This window comes from Tsukamurella strandjordii (assembly GCF_039525985.1).
GTDB lineage: Bacteria > Actinomycetota > Actinomycetes > Mycobacteriales > Mycobacteriaceae > Tsukamurella > Tsukamurella strandjordii.
The window spans coordinates 307,686-327,762 of record NZ_BAAAII010000005.1 but is presented as its reverse complement, the minus strand read 5'-3'; the positions used below and the strand labels follow the sequence as shown (position 1 = coordinate 327,762).

The 20,077-nt window shown below is 70.0% G+C and carries 18 protein-coding genes; 15 read left to right on the top strand and 3 right to left on the bottom strand.

Going from position 1 to position 20,077, the window contains the following annotated elements; all coding sequences use genetic code 11:
• The 5 genes from ABD108_RS10635 to ABD108_RS10615 form a co-directional block, all read left to right on the top strand.
• On the top strand, positions 1-389 hold a 389-nt coding region (locus tag ABD108_RS10635; protein WP_343930251.1), incomplete at its 5' end, for a YdcF family protein.
• Between the two features lie 136 nt (positions 390-525).
• Positions 526-1,566 carry an iron ABC transporter substrate-binding protein gene (locus tag ABD108_RS10630; protein WP_343930250.1) on the top strand — a complete coding sequence of 347 codons (1,041 nt, stop codon included), beginning with the start codon at positions 526-528 and terminating at the stop codon, positions 1,564-1,566.
• A 10-nt stretch (positions 1,567-1,576) separates the two neighbouring features.
• Positions 1,577-3,076 carry an ABC transporter permease gene (locus tag ABD108_RS10625; protein WP_343930249.1) on the top strand — a complete coding sequence of 500 codons (1,500 nt, stop codon included), beginning with the start codon at positions 1,577-1,579 and terminating at the stop codon, positions 3,074-3,076.
• Positions 3,073-4,098: an ABC transporter ATP-binding protein gene (locus ABD108_RS10620; protein WP_343930248.1), complete on the top strand. Its 1,026-nt coding sequence runs from the start codon at positions 3,073-3,075 to the stop codon at positions 4,096-4,098. Before ABD108_RS10625 ends, ABD108_RS10620 begins: the two co-directional genes overlap by 4 nt.
• Positions 4,099-4,146: 48 nt before the next feature.
• Positions 4,147-4,974 (top strand): VOC family protein, encoded by an 828-nt coding sequence (locus ABD108_RS10615; protein ID WP_305110658.1) that lies wholly within the window; start codon positions 4,147-4,149, stop codon positions 4,972-4,974.
• A 7-nt stretch (positions 4,975-4,981) separates the two neighbouring features.
• Here the strand turns inward: ABD108_RS10615 and ABD108_RS10610 are convergent, their stop codons facing one another.
• Both ABD108_RS10610 and acnA read right to left on the bottom strand, forming a co-directional pair.
• Complete coding sequence (locus ABD108_RS10610) at positions 4,982-5,551, bottom strand: TetR/AcrR family transcriptional regulator (RefSeq protein ID WP_220658906.1); 570 nt, start codon at positions 5,549-5,551, stop codon at positions 4,982-4,984.
• A 107-nt stretch (positions 5,552-5,658) separates the two neighbouring features.
• Positions 5,659-8,475 (bottom strand): aconitate hydratase AcnA, encoded by a 2,817-nt coding sequence (gene acnA, locus ABD108_RS10605; RefSeq protein ID WP_343930247.1) that lies wholly within the window; start codon positions 8,473-8,475, stop codon positions 5,659-5,661.
• Positions 8,476-8,645: 170 nt separating this feature from the next.
• On the opposite strand from acnA, the gene ABD108_RS10600 reads away from it, so the two are divergent.
• From ABD108_RS10600 to ABD108_RS10565, 8 genes are all read left to right on the top strand, one after another.
• Complete coding sequence (locus ABD108_RS10600; RefSeq protein WP_343930246.1) at positions 8,646-9,248, top strand: Rv1476 family membrane protein; 603 nt, start codon at positions 8,646-8,648, stop codon at positions 9,246-9,248.
• A 239-nt stretch (positions 9,249-9,487) separates the two neighbouring features.
• Positions 9,488-10,990 carry an NlpC/P60 family protein gene (locus ABD108_RS10595; protein ID WP_220658903.1) on the top strand — a complete coding sequence of 501 codons (1,503 nt, stop codon included), beginning with the start codon at positions 9,488-9,490 and terminating at the stop codon, positions 10,988-10,990.
• The gene (locus tag ABD108_RS10590) at positions 10,987-12,213 is read left to right on the top strand and encodes an AAA family ATPase (protein WP_425579779.1); all 1,227 of its coding nucleotides are present in this window, start codon (positions 10,987-10,989) and stop codon (positions 12,211-12,213) included. Before ABD108_RS10595 ends, ABD108_RS10590 begins: the two co-directional genes overlap by 4 nt.
• Positions 12,214-12,270: 57 nt before the next feature.
• Positions 12,271-13,149, top strand: coding sequence for a DUF58 domain-containing protein (locus ABD108_RS10585; RefSeq protein WP_255585881.1), 879 nt, complete (start codon positions 12,271-12,273; stop codon positions 13,147-13,149).
• On the top strand, positions 13,150-14,133 hold the full coding sequence (locus ABD108_RS10580) for a VWA domain-containing protein (protein WP_305110655.1): 984 nt from the start codon (positions 13,150-13,152) through the stop codon (positions 14,131-14,133).
• A 72-nt stretch (positions 14,134-14,205) separates the two neighbouring features.
• Positions 14,206-14,934, top strand: a complete 729-nt coding sequence (fabG1, locus tag ABD108_RS10575; RefSeq protein ID WP_220658899.1) for a 3-oxoacyl-ACP reductase FabG1 — start codon at positions 14,206-14,208, stop codon at positions 14,932-14,934.
• Between the two features lie 66 nt (positions 14,935-15,000).
• Entirely contained in the window at positions 15,001-15,840 is an 840-nt protein-coding gene (gene inhA / locus ABD108_RS10570; protein ID WP_220658898.1) for an NADH-dependent enoyl-ACP reductase InhA, read from the top strand.
• Positions 15,837-16,850: a ferrochelatase gene (locus tag ABD108_RS10565; RefSeq protein ID WP_305110654.1), complete on the top strand. Its 1,014-nt coding sequence runs from the start codon at positions 15,837-15,839 to the stop codon at positions 16,848-16,850. Before inhA ends, ABD108_RS10565 begins: the two co-directional genes overlap by 4 nt.
• 61 nt (positions 16,851-16,911) lie before the next feature.
• Here the strand turns inward: ABD108_RS10565 and ABD108_RS10560 are convergent, their stop codons facing one another.
• Positions 16,912-17,691, bottom strand: coding sequence for a hypothetical protein (locus ABD108_RS10560; protein ID WP_305110653.1), 780 nt, complete (start codon positions 17,689-17,691; stop codon positions 16,912-16,914).
• Positions 17,692-17,797: 106 nt separating this feature from the next.
• On the opposite strand from ABD108_RS10560, the gene ABD108_RS10555 reads away from it, so the two are divergent.
• Together ABD108_RS10555 and ABD108_RS10550 are read left to right on the top strand one after the other, a co-directional pair.
• Complete coding sequence (locus ABD108_RS10555; RefSeq protein WP_343930245.1) at positions 17,798-18,910, top strand: phosphotransferase family protein; 1,113 nt, start codon at positions 17,798-17,800, stop codon at positions 18,908-18,910.
• On the top strand, positions 18,907-20,049 hold the full coding sequence (locus tag ABD108_RS10550) for an Rv3169 family protein (RefSeq protein ID WP_343930244.1): 1,143 nt from the start codon (positions 18,907-18,909) through the stop codon (positions 20,047-20,049). The genes ABD108_RS10555 and ABD108_RS10550 overlap by 4 nt, the downstream gene beginning before the upstream one ends.
• Positions 20,050-20,077 lie beyond the last annotated feature (28 nt).

The following is a 20,077-nucleotide window of genomic DNA, read 5'->3' as shown; positions in this document are numbered from 1 at the left end:
GACTCGCGGTGGCCCAGGCCTACCCGGCCTTCCCGGTGATCGTGACCGGCGGGAACCCGAAGGCGGGCAAGACCGAGGCCGCCGCGATGAAGGAATGGCTGATCGGCCAGGGGCTCTCCGCCACGCGTATCTACACCGAGAACGGCGCGGGCTCCACGCAGGGGAACGCGATCAACTCGGCAGCGCTCATGCGCCAGAACGGCTTCGGCAACGGAGCGGTGCTGGTGACCTCCGCGGACCACACCCGCCGATCGGTGGCCGACTTCCTCGTCGCCGGAGTCACCCTGCAGGCCGTCGTGGCGTCCGACGCGAAGATCCAGTCCGCGCCGATGTCGCAGTCCGGCGTCCAGGCCGTGTACCGCGACGCCCGGGGTGTCGCGAAGATCTGACGACGCTTCCGTGTCGGTTCGAAAACAGCTCTCACCTCGTACAAGTACGCAAAGGTAAACCTCGCCTATTGTCCGTTTCGTCGGGTATGTTCCTGCCAACGCTCCAGAGCGCGGGCGCGACGAAGGGATTAGAGGCATGGGTGGTTTTCGACGGTGGGCGGCGCTCGGAGGAGCAGCGGTCCTGGCGGTGGGCACGCTCACCGCGTGCGGCAGCGGATCGAGTCCGGACCCCGGGGCGTCCACCGCTTCGGCGGCGGCCGGTCCCGCGATCACCCTCTACTCGGGTCGTTCCAAGGAGCTCGTGGGGCCACTGATCGAGCAGATCAAGGGCACCGTGGCCGTGAACGTCGCCTACGACAAGAAGGCGAACCAGATCCTGGAGGAGGGCGACCGCAGTCCGGCGGACGTCTACTTCGGTCAGGACGCCGGTGAACTCGGGGCACTCGCGAAGGCCGGTCTGCTGGAACCGCTTCCGAGCGACATCACCGACAAGATCCCGGCGCAGTACCGGTCCGGCGACGGCACCTGGGCCGCGACGTCGGCACGCTCGCGGGTGCTCGTCTACAACCCCGCGCAGGTGGCCGACGCCGATCTTCCCTCGGGGATCGACGGCCTGCTCGATCCGAAGTTCAAGGGCAAGGTGGGATACGCGCCCACCAACGCCTCCTTCAAGTCCTTCGTCACCGCACTGCGCGTGCTGCGCGGTGAAGACGGCGCAAAGGCCTGGCTGCAGGGATTCCTCGCCAATGAGCCCAAGAAATTCGAGGGCAACGGCAAGATCCTCGACGCCGTCAACTCCGGCACCGTGGCATCGGGCCTGATCAACCACTACTACTGGGCGCAGGCGGTCAAGGAGAAGGGCCAGGCGGCGGTGCCCTCCAAGCTCAAGTTCTTCGACAACGATCCCGGCGGACTGGTGAATCTCGCGGGTGCCGCGGTACTCAAGAGCTCCACGAACAAGCCGCAGGCGATCGAGTTCGTGCGGCAGCTGCTGACGAACTCCTCACAGGAGTACTTCGCCACCAAGACGGGCGAGTACCCGGTGGTCGCGGGCGTGCCCTTCTCCGTTCCCGGACTGCCGCCGCTGGCCGATCTGAAGCCGCCGAAGATCGACTACGCCCAGCTCTCCGACACCCAGGGCACCGAGAAGCTGCTCACCGAGGTGGGTGCGCTCTAGCCCCGGCCGGGTGGCGCTCGGGCTCGTCGCGGCGGCGGTCGCCGCGACGGTGCTCGTGCCCGTCGGCTACCTGGTGATGCGGGCCTCGGAGCTCGGTCTCGACGGTGCGCGGACCGTCCTGCTGCGCCCGCGCACCGCCGAGCTCGCCGGCAACACCGTGCGGCTCGCGGCGGTCGTCACCGTGGCCGCCGCGGCGCTCGGTGTGGGCCTCGCCCGGCTCGTGACCAGCGCGGTGGGTCGCGGGCGGTCCGTCCTGATCGGGCTGCTGGCGGCGCCCCTGGCGATCCCGTCGTACGTGGCGGGATTCGTGTGGACGCGGCTGTTCCCGGGCTTCGAGGGCTTCTGGGCGGCGGCGTTGATCCTGGTACTCGCGTGCTATCCGCTGGTGCTGTTGCCGGCGGCCGCCGCCTTCACCGGGATGGGTCGCGGGCAGGAGGACGCGGCGCGCACGCTCGGCCTCGGTCCGGTCGCGGTGTTCGCCCGAGTCACCCTTCCGCGCGTCTGGCCCGCCTGCGCCGGCGGCTCACTTCTGGTGGCGCTGTACGCGATCAGTGACTTCGGCGGCCCCGCGGTGGTGCGCTACGAGCCCTTCACGGTGGGCATCTACAACGCCTACAACGGCGCCTACGACCGCAGCACGCCGGCGATCTACGGATGCGTCCTCGCGGTGGTCGCGATCGCCCTGGCAGCCGCCGAGCGCGGGATGCGGCGCGACGCACCGTCGGCGGCGACCGCGGAACGCCCGACGGCCCGTTCCGGTGCCGTCGGGGCGTGGGTCGTCAGCGCGGTGGTGCTGCTGGCCGGGATCGCCGTGCCGGTTGCCGGGCTGCTGCGCGAGATCACCGAATCCACCCGGCTCGGCTTCACCACCGTGGGCGGCGCGCTCGCCTGGGCCTGGCCGGATCTGCGTGCCACCCTAATGCTTTCGGTGACCGCGGCCGCCGTGATCGCTCTCGCCGCGCTGCCGGTGGCGGTGTACACGGCCCGGCCGCCGGGCCCCGGGGCCGGACCGATCGAAGCGGTCTCGTACCTCGGATACGCGCTGCCCGGCGTCACCGTGGCGCTGGCCACCGTCTTCGTCGGGATCCGGCTGCTGCCGGACTGGTACCTCACCACCCCGCTGCTGATCGCCTGTTACGCGGTGCTCTTCCTCCCGGTGTGCCTCGGCCCCGCCCGGCAGGCGCTCGACGCCCTCCCGCCGCGGGTGCCGGATGCCGCCCGCACCCTCGGGGCCTCCGATGCGGCGACCTTCGCGCGGGTGCGCCTACCCCTGGCAGCACCCGGGATCGCCGCGGGCGCGGCGCTGGCGTGCCTGTCGGTGGCGAAGGAACTGCCCGCCACGCTGATGCTGGCGCCGGTGGGGACCTCCACACTCGCCACCCACATGTGGAGCCTGAACAACGACGTGGCCTACGGCCGCGCCGCCGTGCTGGGCCTGCTGCTCGTGCTGGTCGCATCGGTGCCCACCGTGGCGCTGTCGATGTTGCTCACCCGGGAGGGACAACGATGAACGACGCCGTCGTGGTGCGCGGACTGTCGGTGCGGTACGGCCGCACCGAGGTGCTCCGAGAGATCGATCTCACGGTGCGTCGCGGCGCCGTCACCGCGGTGGTCGGCCCATCGGGTTGCGGAAAGACCACCCTCCTGCGGGCGATCGCGGGCCTGGAACGCGCCGCCGCCGGGAGCATCGAGATCGACGGTGCGGTGGTCGCGGCACCGGGGATCGACGTTGCGCCCGAACGCAGGAGCGTGGGCCTCGTACCGCAGGAAGGGGCGCTGTTCGCCCACCTGACGGTGCGCGGCAACGTGGGCTTCGGTCTGGGACCGCGGTGGCGGCGGGTGCCCGGCCGTGACGATCGGGTCGCCGCACTGCTCGCCACGGTGGGCCTGGACGGTCTCGCCGACCGCCGCCCTGCGGAGCTGTCCGGCGGCCAGCAGCAACGAGTCGCGCTCGCCCGTGCGTTGGCGCCGCGGCCCGCGGTGATCGGCCTCGACGAGCCCTTCTCGGCGCTCGACGCCGCGCTGCGCACCCGGCTGCGCGAGCACGTGAGTCAGACCCTGCGCGTCGAGGACGCGACCGCGCTGTTGGTGACCCACGATGCGGAGGAGGCGCTGGCGATGGCCGACTCCGTGGTGGTGCTGGTCGACGGTGCCGTGCGCCAGGCCGGTCCGGCGCAGGAGGTCTACACCGCCCCCGTCGATACCGAGGTGGCGCGCCTGTTCGGCGAGGTCACGGCCCTGCCCGGGACCGCGAGCGGCGATCACGCCGTGTGCGCGCTGGGCCGGATCCCGCTGCGGCACAGTGCGACCGGACCCGTCGAGGTGCTCGCCCGCCCCGGTGAACTCACCCTCATCGCCGGCGGTGCGCATCGGGTCCGCAGCGTCGGATTCCGGGGTGAGCACTGCGCCGTCACCGCCACCGTCGGCGAGACGACGGTGCGGCTCGACGTGCCGGTGACCGAGGCACCCGAGGTCGGCGCCGCGGTCACGATCACGGCGGCGCGGCCTCTGCACGCCGTCGCCCCGCGCTGATCCCGCGGACTCCCGGCGCATGTCGGTGGGCTGTGCCACGGTAGTGGCATGACCGAGTACACAGCGCCCGTCGGGGCACCCGTCTGGATCGATCTGATGAGCCGCGATGTCGATGCGGCGGTGGAGTTCTACCGGGCGGTGTTCGGCTGGGAGGCCGATCCCGCCGATCCGGAGTTCGGGGGCTACCGGAACTTCCGCGTCAACGGCAATCTCGTGGCCGGGCTCATGGGAGCCACCGACGGCGGTGAGGGGCCGGGCGACATGTGGTCGGTGTACCTGCGCACCGATGACGCCGATGCGTCGATCGCCGCCGCCACCGAGGCGGGTGCCGCCGTGATCGTGCCGCCCTCGCCGGTGGGCGAGCTGGGGCGGTTCGGCTTCGTCGTCGATCCGGCCGGCGCCGCGATCGGCGTGTGGGAGCCGGGCACTCACCCGGGCTTCGTGCAGCGTGGCGTCCCGGGCACGCCGTACTGGTTCGACTGCCAGAGCCGCGAGTACGGCGCATCGAAGGAGTTCTACCGCACCGTTTTCGGGTGGGAGTTCGAGGAGATCGGTACCGGGGGAGACGCGGACGCCGTGGGCCCGGACAGTTACGCACAGGTGCTGGTGCCGGCGGCGGACGGCGCCAAGGAGGGCGTCGCGGGCATCATGGATTCGGCGCCGCTGTTCGCGTCCGGCGTGTATCCCGAGGGCACGCCCTCGTTCTGGCAGATCTACCTCGCGGTCGACGATGTGGCGGCCGCCGGAGCCAGGATCACCGCGGCGGGCGGCACCGTGGTGCAGCCGGGCGAGGTCACGCCGTGGGGCACGCTCGCCGCCGCCACCGATGTCAACGGCGCCTTCTTCTGTTACGCCACGCCGCCGGCCGGGATGTAGCGGGAGTTCAGTCCTCGCGGCGGCGCACGCTCTCCTCGACCAGGTCGAGCACCGCCTCCAAGCCGTCCGTCGGGCGGCCGGAGGCGAGGTGGGTGACCAGGCCGTCGAGGACCAGGTCGAGATAGCCGAGGATCACGTTCGTCGGCAGATCATCGCGCAGCCGGCCGCGCTGCTTCTGCTGTTCCAGGCGCCGCAAGGTGGCGGCGGTCAGCTCGGCGCTGCGCTCGGTCCACTGCGCGCGGAAGTCGTTGTCGTTCTTGAGCCGCCGGGCGATCTCCAGGCGAGTGCCCAGCCAGTCGAACCGCTCGGGATGGGCGAGCATATCGCGCATCACCTGCACCAGGCCCTGCGTGGCGGCGATATCGGCCATCCGCTCGGCGTCCTCGCGGGCCAGCGCAAGGAACAGCGCGTCCTTATCGCGGAAGTGATGGAAGATCGCCCCGCGCGAGAGCCCGGTGGCCGCTTCCAGGCGGCGCACCGTCGCCCCGTCGTAGCCGAACTCGGCGAAACAGGTCCGCGCGCCGTCGAGGATCTGACGCCTGCGCGCGGCGAGGTGGTCGTCGCTCACCTTGGGCACGGTTGTCTCCTGTCCTGCCTACGGGGACGGTAACTCTCCAGTACGAGGACGGCGGGCCCGGCCGCTGGGGCCGGACCCGCCGTCACGCGTCTACTTCAGACCTTCGGTCAGCTGTTGACCATGTTCCGCAGCACGTACTGCAGGATGCCGCCGTTGCGGTAGTAGTCCGCCTCACCGGGGGTATCGATGCGCACGTCCGCGTCGAACTCGACCTTGGTGCCGTCGGTCTTGGTCGCCGTGACGTGCACCGTCTTCGGGGTCACACCCTTGTTCAGCTCGGTGATGCCCGCGATGTCGAAGGTCTCGGTGCCGTCGAGGCCGAGGCTCTTCCAGGACTCGCCCTTCGGGAACTGCAGCGGGACCACGCCCATACCGATCAGGTTCGACCGGTGGATGCGCTCGAAGGACTCGACGATCACGGCCTTGACGCCCAGCAGGCTGGTGCCCTTGGCCGCCCAGTCGCGCGAGCTGCCCGAGCCGTACTCCTTGCCGCCCAGGACCACCAGCGGGACGCCCGCGGCCTGGTAGTTCTGGCACGCGTCGTAGATGAACGACTGCGGGCCGCCCTCCTGGGTGAAGTCGCGGGTGTAGCCACCCTGCGTGCCCTCGAGGCCGATGGTGTCCAGCACGCGGTTCTGCAGGCGGATGTTCGCGAACGTGCCGCGGATCATCACCTCGTGGTTACCGCGCCGGCTGCCCAGCGAGTTGTAGTCCTTGCGGGCCACACCGTGCGAGTCCAGGTACTGCGCGGCCGGGGTACCGGGCTTGATCGGGCCGGCGGGGCTGATGTGGTCGGTGGTGACCGAATCGCCCAGCAGCGCCATGACGCGGGCGCCCGAGATGTCGGAGACGGGCTCCGGCTCCATCGTCATGCCGTCGAAGTACGGCGCCTTGCGGACGTACGTCGAGTTCTCGTCCCACGCGAAGGTGTCGCCCTCGGGGGTGTCCAGGTTCTGCCAACGGTGATCGCCGGCGAAGACCGTCTCGTAGGACTTGCGGAACATGTCCTGGCTGATCGCGGCCTTGATGGTGTCGTCGATCTCCTGCGCCGAGGGCCAGATGTCCTTGAGGAAGACGTCGTTGCCGTCGTGATCCTTGCCCAGGGAGTCGGTCTCGAAGTCGAAGTCCATCGTGCCGGCGAGGCCGTACGCGATGACCAGCGGCGGCGAGGCCAGGTAGTTCATCTTGACGTCGGGGGAGATGCGGCCCTCGAAGTTGCGGTTACCCGACAGCACGGCGGTGACCGTGAGGTCGTTGTCGTTGATCGCCTTGCTGATCTCGTCGGGCAGCGGGCCGGTGTTGCCGATGCACGTGGTGCAGCCGTAGCCACCGAGGTAGTAGCCGAGCTTCTCGAGGTACGGCCACAGGCCGGCCTTCTCGTAGTAGTCGGTGACGACCTGCGAGCCGGGGGCCATGTTGGTCTTGACCCAGGGCTTGGTGGTCAGGCCCTTCTCGACCGCGTTCCGGGCGAGCAGCGCCGCGCCGAGCATGACCGACGGGTTCGAGGTGTTGGTGCAGGAGGTGATGCCCGCGACCGCGACCGCGCCGTGGTCGAGCACGAAGGTACCGCGCTCGCCGGTCACCGTGACCGGCTTGGAGGGACGGCCCTCGGCGCCGTTGGCGGCCGACTGCACGTTGACGGCACCGTCGTCCGCGAAGGACAGGGCGGCCGGATCCGACGCCGGGAAGGACTCCTCGACGGCCTCGTCGAGCTTGGTCTCGGGCGCCGGGTTGTTCTGCTCGACGTAGTTGTGGATGTCCTTGCGGAAGGCGACCTTCGACTCGCTGAGCAGGATGCGGTCCTGCGGACGCTTCGGGCCGGCGATCGACGGAACCACGGAACCGAGGTCCAGCTCGAGGTACTCCGAGTAGGCGGGCTCGTGCTCCGGGTCGTGCCACATGCCCTGCTCCTTGGCGTACGCCTCGACCAGCGCGAGCTGCTCGTCGGTGCGGCCGGTGAGGCGCAGGTAGTTGATGGTCTCGCCGTCGATCGGGAAGATCGCTGCGGTGGAACCGAACTCGGGGCTCATGTTGCCCAGGGTGGCGCGGTTGGCCAGCGGCACCTCGGCGACGCCCTTGCCGTAGAACTCGACGAACTTGCCGACGACGCCGTGCTGACGCAGCATGTCGGTCACGGTGAGCACCACGTCGGTGGCGGTGACGCCCGGCTTGATCTCACCGGTCAGCTTGAAGCCCACGACGCGCGGGATGAGCATCGAGACGGGCTGGCCCAGCATGGCCGCCTCGGCCTCGATACCGCCGACGCCCCAGCCCAGGACGCCCAGGCCGTTCTCCATGGTGGTGTGCGAGTCGGTGCCGACGCAGGTGTCGGGGTAGGCCTGACCGTTACGGGTCATCACGACGGGCGCCAGGTACTCGATGTTGACCTGGTGCACGATGCCCATGCCGGGCGGGACGACCTTGAAGTCGTCGAAGGCGCCCTGGCCCCAGCGCAGGAACTGGTAGCGCTCGCCGTTGCGCTCGTACTCGAGGTCGACGTTGCGCTCGAGGGCGTCGGCGCGGCCGAAGACGTCCAGGATCACCGAGTGGTCGATGACCATATCGGCGGGGGACAGCGGGTTGACCTTGTTCGGGTCGCCGCCGAGGGCGGTGACGGCCTCACGCATGGTGGCGAGGTCCACGATGCAGGGCACACCCGTGAAGTCCTGCATGATCACGCGCGCCGGCGTGAACTGGATCTCGACGCTCGGCTCGGCCGACGGGTCCCAGTTCGCCAGGGCGTTGATGTGATCGGTGGTGATGTTGGCGCCGTCTTCGGTCCGCAGCAGGTTCTCTGCAAGGACCTTGAGGGCATAAGGCAGCTTCTCGGTGCCGGGTACGGCGCTGAGGCGGAAGATCTCGTACGACTGATCGCCTACCTCGAGCGTGCCGCGCGACGAGAAGGAATCGATGCTCTTGCTCACGTCAGCTCCACTCAACGTTGTGTGGTGTGCACCGACGGGCTGTGCCGGTGCGTGTAATCGATAATACAGTACGCTTGTCCTGTGAGAGTGCGGGGGGGCCGACACTCGACGGACGGTGCTCATTCTGCCTTGTTCACGGAGCCCACGGGGCCGTGTCGTAGCCTGAGGTCATGGGCCCCCTGCCGATTCTCACCGAAGTGCCGACCGACGTGGATTTCACCGCGCTCAAGGCCGACCTCGCCGACGACGGGGTGGCCATCCTCAATCCCGCATACAAGGGCTCGGAGGCGCAGCTGGCCGCCGTGGTCAAAGACGCACAGGCCAAGGGGATCGAGAACTTCAAGGTGATCGTGCTGGCGCACGACTACAAGCCCGATACTTCACTGCGCGACCTGGGCACCGAGCTGGCACGCCAGGAGGGCGGGACGATGTCGGTCCTGGTGATGTCGCCCAGCCAGGTGGCCGGTTTCTCCACCGGCCAGCTCAGTCGCTATCAGATCGAGAAGGCGCAGGACGGGCACAAGCCCACTGGCCTGGTGCTCAGCAATCCGCCGGCCGCGGCCAAGGACTTCGTGGACATCGCCGACAACGCCACCTTCCCGTGGGCGGGCTTCACCGTGGCGCTCGTGCTCTTCGTGGCCGCGCTGGCCGGGGTCGCTCGGGTGAAGACCCGCAACCGCAGCCGGGCGATCGACGCCGAGCGGAAGGCGGCCGGTCTGCGGCCCGACGCGGCCGCCCCGGTCGATGATCTGTCCCATTCTTCGAACGCTTAATAGCGCATTCTTTCGATAATTCCACCGCTGTAACTCAGTCCGAGCAGCGATATCGATTCGCATTCACGTTTTCTTAGATCATCGCAGGTCACGCGCCACGTACTAGTGGTCACATGAATGTAATTCGCCGTTTCGTGTTTTCTCTTGTTGCCAAAGTGTCGTACGGTACTCATGGAACCAATGTTGTGCGTGTTGTAAACGCGTACTCATCGGGCGTGAACGCAGACTGAGGAGACACCTTGAGGCGTACGGCACACTCAGCCACCACCTTCGCCGTGCGGTCGCTCTTCGCGGCCGTCACCACGGGCTCTCTCGCCGTGGGTACCTTCGCTTCCGTCGCCGCCGAACCCGTCGGTGATTCCGGCGCACCGGGCAACGTGGTCGCCGCGCTGGTCGACAAGATCGCGCAGGCCGACCAGAAGATCGCCAACCTCCGCGACGACGTCGCGAGCAAGCGCCAGTCGGTCAACCAGTCGGTGGTCGACCTGCAGTCGGCGCAGAACGCCGCCTCCGCCGCCTCCGGCGCCGTCAAGGTCTCCGAGGCCGCGGTCGCCCAGTCCGACACCCGGATCAAGTCGGCCCAGGACAGCTTCGACCAGGTGGTCCGTGCCGCGTACCAGCAGGGCAACACCGCCGGCGCGCTCGTGAACACCCTCGGTGGCGAGGATCCCAACGCCACCCTGGAGCGGGCCACCACCCTGCGCATCGTGGCGGACAAGCAGCGCGCCGCTCTCGGTGACCTCAAGGCGGCCAAGGCCCGTGCCGAGGCATCCCGTACCGCCGCCCGCGCCGCCAAGGTGCAGGCCGATGCCGCCACCGCCGCGGCCTCCGATCGGAAGAAGCAGGCCGAGGACTCGATCACCCAGGCCGTGGCCACGCTCACCACGCAGGAGCAGGAGCAGGCCACGCTCACCACGCAGCGCGAGCTCGCGCAGCGGGCGCTCGACTCCGCCAAGCGTGCGGAGGACCGCGAGACGCAGCAGAAGGTCTACGCGCAGTACGTCGTGGACGAGCAGCGCAGCCAGACGGTGACCGCCCCCGGCGCCGCAGCTGTCCCCACCGTTCCCGGCGCTGCCGCCGCACCCGCGGCCGCAGCGCCCGCGGGTGGCACGGATGCCACGGTGAACACCGCCGATCCGCTCGCCGGAGCCCGCACCTTCGCGCAGAACCTGGTGAACCAGGCGGGATCGCTGTTCGGGATCACGCCCGCCGCGACCGCAGTCCAGCCGTCCGCCCCGTCGGCTTCCGCGCCGGCGGCACCGTCGGCTCCCGCGCCCTCCGCGGGTGCCCTCCAGAGCGCCGCGAACCTCTCGGGCGCGCAGGCCATCGACGCGGTCATCGCCCGCGGCATGTCGGTGATCGGCGTCCAGTACGCCTGGGGAGGCGGCAACGCCTGGGGCGCCACCCGCGGTGTCCGCGACGGCGGCGTGGCCGACAGCTTCGGCGATTACAACCGGATCGGCTTCGACTGCTCGGGCTTCACCGCCTACGCCTTCGCGGCGGTCGGCATCGCCCTGCCGAAGTACTCCGGCTACCAGTACACGACGGGCAAGCAGTACCCGGTCAGCCAGATCAAGCGCGGCGACATGGTCTTCCGTGGCCCCGGTGGCACCCAGCACGTCGCGATCTACCTCGGCAACAACCAGATCCTCGAATCGCCGCAGTCGGGTGGCGCGGTGCGCGTCGCCCCGTTCGACGCCTCGACCTTCCTGTCGACGGTGGTCCGCGTCATCAACAGCTGACGCGCGACGCGCCGGTCCCGCCGGATCCGTGCGGGCATTCAGTACCCTCGGGTGACGGGCCCGGCGGCGGGCTGTCGAGAAGGTCCGGAACCGGGCCGGGGGACGAGACGACGAAGGGGACTTGCGTGACTCACTCTCAGGGGCAGGGCACCGCGACGAGCGACGAGGTCAAGCTGCTGGAGCGGGCTGTCTACGAGGTCAAGCGTGTGATCGTGGGCCAGGACCAGCTCGTCGAGCGGATCCTGGTGGGGATGCTCGCCAAGGGACACGTGCTGCTCGAGGGCGTACCCGGTGTGGCCAAGACGCTGGCCGTGGAGACCTTCGCGACCGTCGTGGGCGGCTCCTTCTCCCGCATCCAGTTCACGCCGGACCTCGTGCCCTCCGACCTCGTCGGTACCCGCATCTACCGCCAGGGCAAGGAACAGTTCGACACCGAGATCGGACCGGTGAAGGCGAACTTCCTGCTGGCCGACGAGATCAACCGCGCACCGGCCAAGGTGCAGTCGGCCCTGCTCGAGGTGATGGCCGAGCGCAAGGTGTCCATCGGCGGCGAGACCTTCCCGATGCCCGACCCGTTCCTGGTGCTCGCGACCCAGAACCCGATCGAGAACGAGGGCGTGTACCCGCTGCCCGAGGCGCAGCGCGACCGCTTCCTGTTCAAGGTGGTCGTCGGCTACCCCTCGGTGGAGGAGGAGCGGGAGATCGTCTACCGCATGGGCACCACGCCGCCCACCGCCTCCCAGGTACTCGACCCCGCCACGATCATCCGCCTGCAGCGCGCCGCCAGCGAGGTCTTCGTGCACCACGCGCTGGTCGACTACGTGGTCCGGGTGATCGCCGCGACCCGCACCCCGCGCGAGTACGGCCTGGACGATGTGGCCTCGTGGATCACCTACGGCGCCTCGCCGCGCGCCACCCTCGGCATCGTCGCCGCGGCCCGCGCGCTCGCCCTGCTCCGCGGCCGCGACTACGTCGTCCCGCAGGACGTGGTCGAGATCATCCCCGACGTGCTGCGCCACCGCCTCGTGATGAGCTACGACGCCCTGGCCGACGAAGTGACCGCCGATCAGGCCATCACCCGGGTGCTGCAGACCATCGCGCTGCCGCAGGTCGTGGGCCAGTCGGTGCCCCAGCAGGCGCCGGCCTACCCGCAGCAGCCCCCGGTCCAGCAGACGGCGCACCAGCAGGCCGCGCCGCAGCAGGCGACGCAGTCGCAGGGCTGATCGGTGTCCGCCAGCCCGCTCCCGAGTTTCGCCGGAGGCGAGGTCGACGAGGCCCGCATGCAGGCGTCGCTCAAGACGCTCGAACTGCTGGTCCGTCGCCGTCTCGACGGTGTGCTCAAGGGCGACCACCAGGGCCTGCTGCCGGGTCCCGGTTCCGAGCCCGGTGAATCACGCCCGTACACCCCGGGCGATGACGTGCGGCTCATGGACTGGTCCGTGACCGCACGCACCACGCACCCGCACGTGCGGCAGATGATCGCGGACCGGGAACTGCAGACCTGGATCGTGGTCGACCTGTCGGCGTCGATGGATTTCGGCTCGGTCGGCGGCACGAAGCGCGATCTCGCCGTCGCCGCGTCGGCGGCCGTCACCCACCTCGTGGCCGGTGCCGCGAACCGCGTCGGCTGCATCGTCACCAACGGCACCACCATGCTGCGCGTGCAGCCGCGAGCGGGACGGGCGCACCGCCAGCTCGTGCTGCGCACCATCGCCGGTGCGCCGCGCGCCACCGAGGGCACGCGCGGCGATCTGCGCGGGGCGCTGGACTCGCTGCGGCGGCCCGAACAACCCCGCGGCCTGGTCGTGGTGATCAGCGACTTCCTCGGCGACATCGACTACGTCCGCGAGCTGCGGGGACTGGCCGCCAAGCACGAGGTGCTGGCCGTCGAGGTCCTCGATCCGCGCGACGTCGAGCTGCCCGCGGTCGGCGAGATCGCGCTCCGCGACGCCGAGACCGGCGCGGTCCGCGAACTCACCGTGACCCCCGAGCTGCAGTCCCGCTTCGCCGATGCGGCGCAGAAGCACCGGCAGCAGGTGGCCCGCACGCTCCGCGGCGTCGGGGCCCCCGTGCTCGAACTGCGCACCGACCGGGACTGGCTCGCCGACATCGTGCGGTTCGTCGCCGCGCGCCGACGTGGATTGGCTGGTGCTTCGTAGATGGGCGGTCTCACCTCGCTCGCCGACCCGATCTGGCTGCTCGGCATCGTCGTCGTCGCCGCACTGCTCGCCGGGTACGTCTACAACGAGAAGCGGCGGCAGAAGCGGACCCTGAAGTTCGCCAACACCTCGGTGCTCGATTCGGTGGCGCCGCCCACGAAGAACCGGTGGAAGCACCTGCCGATCGCGCTGCTGGCCATCGGCCTGGTGCTGCTCATGGTCGCGCTGTCCGGCCCGCAGGCGATGCGGAAGGTCCCGCGCAACCGCGCCACCGTGGTGCTCGCCATCGACGTCTCGCTGTCCATGGAGGCCAAGGACGTGGAGCCGGACCGGCTGACCGCGGCCAAGGAGGCGGCGAAGAAGTTCGTCACCGAACTGCCGAACGGTGTGAACCTGGGCATCGTCTCCTTCGCGGGCACGGCCTCGCTGCTGGTCTCGCCGACCCCCGACCGCAGCCTGGCGCTCAATGCCGTCGACAAGCTCGAACTGGCGCAGCGCACGGCCACCGGCGAGGGCATCTACACCTCGATCCAGTCGATCAAGAACATCCGGGACGTGCTGGGCGGCAAGGACAACTCGCCGCCCGCACGGATCATCCTGGAGTCCGACGGCAAGCAGACGGTGCCCACCGATCTCGACGATCCGCGCGGCGGATTCACCGCCGCCCGTAAGGCGAAGGAGGAGGGGATCCCCATCTCCACCATCTCCTTCGGCACCACCAGCGGCAGCGTGAACATCGGCGGACAGAACATCCCGGTGCCCGTGGACGATGCCTCGCTCAAGAAGATCGCGGAGCTCTCGGGTGGCCAGTTCTTCGCGGCGTCGTCGTTGAGCGATCTCAACGAGGCCTACGGGAGCCTGCGCGACGAGATCGGCTGGGAGATGCAGAAGGGCGACAACTCCCGCATCTGGATGCTGTGGGGCACCCTGATCATCCTGGCGGGCGCCGCGGCGGCCGTGGGCATGAACCGTCGCCTGCCCTGACGGCGGCGCGGACACGCGGGTGGATCGACCGAGATTTCCCGGCGGGTGAGCGTGATTGCTAAGTTGGCAGCCATGTCGAACTCTTCTGACTTCACGCCCCGTTCCGTGCTCGTGACGGGCGGCAACCGCGGCATCGGCCTCGCCATCGCGCAGCGCCTCGCCGCCGACGGCCACAAGGTGGCCGTGACCCACCGCGGTTCGGGTGCCCCCGAGGGCCTGTTCGGCGTGCAGTGCGATGTCACCGACAACGATTCGGTGGACGCCGCGTTCAAGACCGTCGCCGAGCACCAGGGCCCCGTCGAGGTGGTCGTCTCCAACGCCGGCATCACCGAGGACACGCTGGTCATGCGCATGAGCGTGGAGAGCTTCGAGAAGGTCATCAACGCCAACCTCACCGGTGCCTTCCGCGTCACCAAGGCCGCCACCCGCGACATGCTCAAGAACCGCTGGGGCCGCTTCATCTACCTCGGCTCGGTCGTCGGTCTCGCCGGTACCGGCGGTCAGGCCAACTACGCCTCGTCGAAGGCCGGCGTCGTCGGTCTCGCCCGCTCCGTCACCCGCGAGATGGCGTCGCGCAACATCACCGCCAACGTGATCGCGCCGGGGCTCATCGACACCGACATGACCCGCGATCTCCCCGCCGACATGACCGAACCGCTGATCAAGCAGGGCATCCCGGCGAAGCGCATCGGCCAGCCGGAGGAGGTCGCCGCCGTGGTCTCGTTCCTCGCCTCGGACGACTCCGCCTATGTCACCGGCAACGTCATCAACGTCGACGGCGGACTCGGGATGGGCCACTAGGCCCCGCTCCGGCCACAAGCCGACACCGCACCGTCGCACCAGCCAAACCCAGAAGGAGGCACGTCCGTGACCGGACTGCTCGCAGGCAAGACCATCCTCATCACCGGCATCATCACCGATGCCTCCATCGCCTTCTCGGCCGCCAAGGTGGCCCAGGAGCAGGGCGCCAAGGTGATCATCACCGGCATCCCGGACCGGCTCCGCCTGATCGACCGGATCGCCAAGCGCCTGCCGCAGGAGGTGCCCCCGGCCATCCCGCTCGACGTGACCGACGAGGAGTACCTCGGCGTCCTGGCCGACAAGATCCGCGAGCTCGCGCCCGAGGGTATCGACGGTGTGCTGCACTCGATCGCCTTCGCGCCCCGCACCCTCATGGGCCCGGACGCGCTGCCCTTCCTCGAGGGCCCCGGTCCCGACGTGGCGAAGTCCTTCGAGATCTCGGCCTGGAGCTACGCCTCGCTGGCCCGCGCCGTGCTCCCCGTGATGAACGAGGGCGGCTCCATCGTGGGCATGGACTTCGATCCGCGCACCGCGCTGCCCGACTACAACTGGATGGGCGTGCAGAAGGCGGCCCTGGAGTCGGTGAACCGCTACGTGGCCCGCGAGGTGGGCTACGCCAAGAAGATCCGCTCGAACCTGGTGGCCGCCGGCCCGATCAAGACCCTCGCGGCGAAGGCGATCTCGGGCACCGCGACCGACGACGCCAAGAAGCTCAACATGCTCAACACCTACTGGGACGGCGCCTCGCCCATCGGCTGGAACGTCGACGACCCGGAGGTCGTGGGCAAGAGCGTGTGTGCGCTGCTGTCCGACTGGCTGCCCGGCACCACCGGTTCGATCGTCTACGTCGACGGCGGCGCCAGCCACAACACCTGGTTCCCCGAGGACTTCATCAACCAGCAGTGAGTTACGACGCCCTGCTCGTGCTCTCCTTCGGGGGGCCCGAGCACCCCGACCACGTGCGACCGTTCCTCGAGAACGTCACGCGGGGTCGGGGCGTACCTCCTGAGCGCCTGGACGCCGTCGAGCAGCACTACCTGCGGTTCGGCGGCGTTTCGCCGATCAACGCCCAGAACCGGGAGCTGATCACCGCCGTCGAGGGGGTACTCGCCGACCGCGGCCTGGAGCTGCCGGTCTACTTCGGGAACCGGAACTGGCACCCGATGGTCGAGGACACCGTCGCGCAGATGAAGGCCGACGGGGTGCGGCGCGCATTGGTCTTCGCGACCTCCGCGTGGGGCGGTTTCTCGGGTTGCCGGCAGTACGACGAGGACATCGCCCGGGCGCGCGCCGCGGTCGAGGACGCTCCGCAGCTGACCAAGCTGCCGCAGTTCTCCGATCACGAACTGTTCCTGGACTGCTTCGCCGATGCCGCGAGCGCCGCGCTCGCGGAGGTGCCTTCCGGTTCGCGGCTGGTGTTCACGGCGCATTCGATCCCGGACGCCGCGGACGAGGCGGCCGGTCCGCCCGGCGTGACGAACCTGTACTCGCGGCAGGTGCGCGATGCCGCCGACAACGTCGCCGCCCGGATCGGCACCGGCGACTACGACGTGGTCTGGCAGTCCCGGTCGGGCCCGCCGCAGGTGCCGTGGCTCGAACCGGACATCTGCGATCACATCCAATCCCTGTGGGACGAGCGGGTTCCCGGTGTGGCCGTGGTGCCGATAGGTTTCGTCTCCGACCACCTCGAGGTGATCTGGGACCTGGACACCGAGGCCAAGGATCTGGCGGGGGAGTTGGGCATGCCCTTCGCCCGCGCCGCCACCTGCGGTCAGGATCCGCGGTTCGCGCAGATGGTGGTGGCGCTCGTCGAGGACGCGATCGCCGGCCGGTCGGCGGGGCTCGGTGTCAGTGTCGACGGTGCGCCGTGCGTGGTCGGCTGCTGTCCGGCGGTCCGGCGGCCCACCCGCGCCTGAAACCGGGCCGCATCCGGACCAGGGTGCGACATGTCGATCATGACCCGACGGGACGCCGGTTTCAGAACGAGGTCCGCAGTTCCTCGCGGCACACCGCATTGACGGCGGCGACGCGGGCGGCGCGGACGGTGCGCCACAGGTCCCGGTAGGCGGCGTCGCCGCCCTGCGCGGAGGCCAGGGTGAGTCCGGCGTAGGGGTTCTCCGCTCCCGCCACCAGCAGGATCGCCTCCACCATCCCCGCACTGTCGAGCACCCGGTGCGCCCGCTCCGAGGCGCCGCGCGGCAGACGATGTGCGCCGAGGTACCGGGTCAGATCCATCACCAGCCGTCGCGGATCGGACGAGGCGTCCGGCGCCGGGGGCAGGCTCGCCAGCGCCGACGGGGCCTCGCGCACCGCGTCACGCAGCGAGTGTTCGGCCGCACCGAGGGCGATCGGATCGGGGTCGACCAGCGGCGGTTCGTGCAGGAAGGCCTGCCAGCGCATCACGTCGCCGGCCTCGGGCGTGGGCACCAGCGCGATGGTCGCGGTGGCGCCGTCGAACAACACCACCTCGCCCCGGGCCATCGCCGCGTCCTCCAGGTCGGTGCCCGCGGGGAGACCGCGGGCGTCGCCGGGGGCCGGGAGCAGCAGCCGGACGGTGTGCGGATCGAGTGCGCGCAGTTCGGCCAGCAGATCCGGCAGGTCACCGTCGACCACGGACTGCACCGGTGCCCACTCGGCGAGCGCCGTGAGCACGTCGTCGGTGCCGGCGGACCCGGCCAGCCATGCCGCGGACCACACCGCGAAGCCCTGCGCGGGCCCCGCGGTGGCGCGTCGGGCGAGGGTTGCCACGGAGGTCATGAGGATCAAGGGTAGGCCCGTTCGCGCGGACGGTCGACACGGGCGACCCCCGGCGATTCGGTGAAACATGTTCTAGCAAAGTGCTCACGGGCCTACCCTGACCGGCATGACCGAGTCCGAGACCTTCGCCGAGCAGGCCCGCCCGGCTTCCTCCCAGCGGCGACCGGAGGAGGTCCAGCAGCAGCTCGCGGCCTGGTTCGACGCCCGGGAACCCGGCGCCCGCATCGTGGACCTGCAGCTCCCCGAGGGCAACGGCATGTCGAGTGAGACGCTGCTCGGCACCGTCCGCCTCGGCGGCGAGGAGCGTCGCCTGGTGATCCGGGTGGCGCCCCGCGCCGAATCCGACCCGGTCTTCCCCAGCTACGACCTGCCGGCGCAGTTCGCCGTGATGCGGCACGCCGCCGACCACGGCGTTCCCGTACCGTCGTGTCTGTGGGTCGAGGAGGACCCGGCTATCCTGGGCGCGCCGTTCCTGGTGATGGAACGGATCGACGGCGAGGTCCCGCCCGACGTGATGCCGTACACCTTCGGCGCCTGGCGGCCCGAGGCGACCACCGCCGACCGTGCGGCCTTGCGCGACGCCTCCGTGGACGTGATCGCCGCGATCCACGCGGTCCCGGTGCCCGCGGCGCCGCTTCCGATGCCCGGACCGCAGCCGGGGGAGAGCGCGCTGGCCGCACACCTGCGGCGCCTCGGCGAGTTCTACGACTGGGCCGCCGACGGCCACCGTCGGGCGCCGATCCTGGACCGGGCACTGCCGTGGGCCGCCGAGCACCTCCCGGCGCACGACGACGCGGTCCTCAACTGGGGCGACGCCCGCATCGGCAACCTGATCTACGCGGAGAACACGCCGATCGCCGTGCTCGATTGGGAGATGGCCACCATCGGCCCGCCGGAACTGGACCTGGGCTGGTTCGTGTACCTGCACCGGTTCTTCCAGGACCTCGCCGAGCTGGCCGGCCTCCCGGGCCTCCCGGACTTCTTGCGCCGCAGCGATGTCGAGCAACAGTACGCGCAGACCACCGGCCACACCCCGCGCGAGATGGACTTCTACACCGCTTACGCGGCCATCGTGCACGGCGTGATCATGTACCGGATCCAGACCCGCGCCATCGATTTCGGTGCGGCGGCGCCCGCCGAGAATCCCGACGACATGATCCTGCACCGCGCGAGCATCGAGAAGATGCTCGACGGCACGTACTGGGAGTCCGTCGGATGACGGCGGATCCGAAGAGCGGCTCGCCGCTGTCGCCCTTCGACGACTACCCGATCCACCAGGTCGCGGAGGTGGTCCGGCATCCCGCCACCTCCGACCGGAACTTCTACGACCGGTACTACTTCAACGCCCACAACGGAACCGCCGACGATCCCTTCCTGGTTCTCGGTCTCGGGGTCTATCCGAACCTGGGCGTGATCGACTGCTTCGCCGTCGCACGGCACGGCGACGATCAGATCGTCTTCCGCGCCTCGAAGGCGCTCGGTGCCGACCGCACCGACACCGTCGTCGGGCCGCTGCGGCTCACCGTGATCGACGGTCTGTCCCGGCTGCGGGTGGAGCTCGACCCCGGCGAGGATTACGACCTGTCCTTCGATCTGACCTTCACCGCGACCGGTCCCGCGCACCTCGAACCCCGGCACTTCCATCGCCAGCTGGAGCGGGTCACCTTCGACACCCAGCGATTCGTCCAGGTCGGCACGTGGGCGGGCGCACTCGCCGTGGACGGGCAGCGGTTCGACGCGAGCACCTGGCGCGGGAACCGCGACCGGTCGTGGGGCGTGCGTCCCGTCGGCGAGGCGGAGCCGCCCGGCAGACGCGTCACCGAGGCCGGCAACTTCTTCTGGATCTACTCGGTGCTCACCACCGCCGAGGCCACCGTCTGCGTCGTCCTGCAGGAGGACGTGCACGGGAGGCCGGTCGTCGAGGACGCCACGTGGATCCCGCACGACGGGAGCGAGCCGCGATGGCTCGGTCACGTGGCGCACGAGATCGACTTCGTCAGCGGCACCCGGCAGGCATCGACCGCCCGGCTCGTCTTCACCACCGCCGACGGTGCGCGCACCGAGGTGGACGTGCGCGTCCGCACCGCCAACCACTTCGGTTTCGGCACCGGCTACGGCCTCGACCAGGACTGGCGGCACGGGATGTGGCAGGGCGAGCAGAAGGTGGAGGGGCGCCGGTTCCGCGTCTCCGAGCTCGATCCGAACCTGACGATGCTGGTCCCGATCGAATACCTCGCGTCCTGCACCGTCCGGCATCCGGACGGGAGTACCGAGGAGGGGGAGGGCCTGTTCGAGTTCGGGGCCATCGGGCCGCACGAACGCTACGGCTTCACCCAGTACGTCGACCCGGCGCCGTAGATCCCCGATTCGGGCCACCTCCTGCACT

Bases quoted from the DNA above. Each gene is read 5' to 3' on its own strand.
- fabG1 (WP_220658899.1), top strand. From the start codon at position 14,206: ATGTCGAACTCTTCTGACTTCACGCCCCGTTCCGTGCTCGTGACGGGC.
- ABD108_RS10580 (WP_305110655.1), top strand. From the start codon at position 13,150: ATGGGCGGTCTCACCTCGCTCGCCGACCCGATCTGGCTGCTCGGCATC.
- ABD108_RS10615 (WP_305110658.1), top strand. From the start codon at position 4,147: ATGACCGAGTACACAGCGCCCGTCGGGGCACCCGTCTGGATCGATCTG.
- ABD108_RS10620 (WP_343930248.1), top strand. From the start codon at position 3,073: ATGAACGACGCCGTCGTGGTGCGCGGACTGTCGGTGCGGTACGGCCGC.
- ABD108_RS10630 (WP_343930250.1), top strand. From the start codon at position 526: ATGGGTGGTTTTCGACGGTGGGCGGCGCTCGGAGGAGCAGCGGTCCTG.
- ABD108_RS10555 (WP_343930245.1), top strand. From the start codon at position 17,798: ATGACCGAGTCCGAGACCTTCGCCGAGCAGGCCCGCCCGGCTTCCTCC.
- ABD108_RS10560 (WP_305110653.1), bottom strand. From the start codon at position 17,691: ATGACCTCCGTGGCAACCCTCGCCCGACGCGCCACCGCGGGGCCCGCG.
- ABD108_RS10600 (WP_343930246.1), top strand. From the start codon at position 8,646: ATGGGCCCCCTGCCGATTCTCACCGAAGTGCCGACCGACGTGGATTTC.
- ABD108_RS10585 (WP_255585881.1), top strand. From the start codon at position 12,271: ATGCAGGCGTCGCTCAAGACGCTCGAACTGCTGGTCCGTCGCCGTCTC.
- ABD108_RS10550 (WP_343930244.1), top strand. From the start codon at position 18,907: ATGACGGCGGATCCGAAGAGCGGCTCGCCGCTGTCGCCCTTCGACGAC.